Source organism: Serratia sp. HNCC26DJ206 (genome assembly GCF_057180605.1).
In genome coordinates this window covers 1-1,108 of sequence record NZ_JBXUGP010000108.1, presented here as the reverse complement: position 1 = coordinate 1,108, position 1,108 = coordinate 1, and the positions used below count along the sequence as shown (strand labels likewise).

1 protein-coding gene and 1 pseudogene are annotated in these 1,108 nt (G+C 57.5%); both read left to right on the top strand.

Going from position 1 to position 1,108, the window contains the following annotated elements; all coding sequences use genetic code 11:
* Positions 1-177, top strand: a pseudogene (locus AC2A1E_RS24140) (hemolysin secretion protein D); the annotation flags it as partial.
* 4 nt (positions 178-181) lie between these two features.
* On the top strand, positions 182-1,108 hold a 927-nt coding region (locus AC2A1E_RS24135; RefSeq protein WP_484385864.1), incomplete at its 3' end, for a hypothetical protein.

Here is a 1,108-nt window from a genome sequence, read left to right as displayed (position 1 = left end):
ACCTATTACCGCGTGTATGTGCGGACTAACCAGGCCGCCTTGCATGTTAAAAACAAAACGTTCCCGATCATTCCCGGCATGATCGCCAACGTTGAGATTCGTACCGGCGAGAAAACGATCCTATCCTATATTTTAAAGCCTGTATTAAAAGCCCGTGAAGCGTTCAGGGAGAGATGATCTGATGGTACGCAAGCACAATGAGTTCCGCCGGTTAAATGTGGCGATGGCCATCGCCATCTGCCTGCCGTTTTCCCCTCTTACAGCCGCACAGTCAGGAGGTGCGCAGGATATCAACGGATTACCGCCGATGCTGACGCAGGAGGAATACATGACATTATTCCATTCTGACCCGTCATCGGCCGGTGAGGCTGGATCAAAAGAAGCCCCAGATTTTCTTCAGGAGTTGGCGGCCGTGGGGGAACCAAAGGCACCGGCTCCGCGTCAGGCCCCGGTTTCTGCCGCGCCGGAAGTGAAAACAGAAGCCGCCCCCGTGTTCAGCAACAACGTGGCGGTGAATAATGTGCAACCGACGGTGACCGCCCGGCAGAATGAAGTGGTTCAGCCGGTTCAGCCAGTTCAACGCGCCAGCGTGTCAGCGCCGGCAAGCCAGCCTGCGATGCCCGCCACGGCCAACGCCCCCCGCTCTTCAGGGCTGATTACGCGTATTGAGCCGCCGGTGCCGATTAAAACCACAGAAGCGCCAGTCGTCACCAACACGGGGCGCTTGAACCCGCCCGTGCAATCAGGCAGCAGCACGCCTGCGGCACCGGGGGTTCATGACAATCAGCCTGCCTTGGTTAATCGTACAGAACTGCGCGCCAAAGCCAATATTGCCACGGAGGCCCCTGCGGCAGGCAACCGTGCGGTGCTAAAAAACAATGGCGATAACCTCCCAGCGGTTCAGCAGCAGTATCAACCGGATCCGGCGTATGACAACGTGCGCTGGAACGGCGAGGTTGATGGAGAAAGCGGCAAACGCACCTTCGAAAGTATGTCTGACGAGGCTTACAGCGGAAAAAGCACTAATCCGTCACGGGCGTTTATGCGCAAAATGGTGTCGATGGCCTTGGCGCACAGCCCGGAGATCCGCTCTTCAGAGGCCGACGTT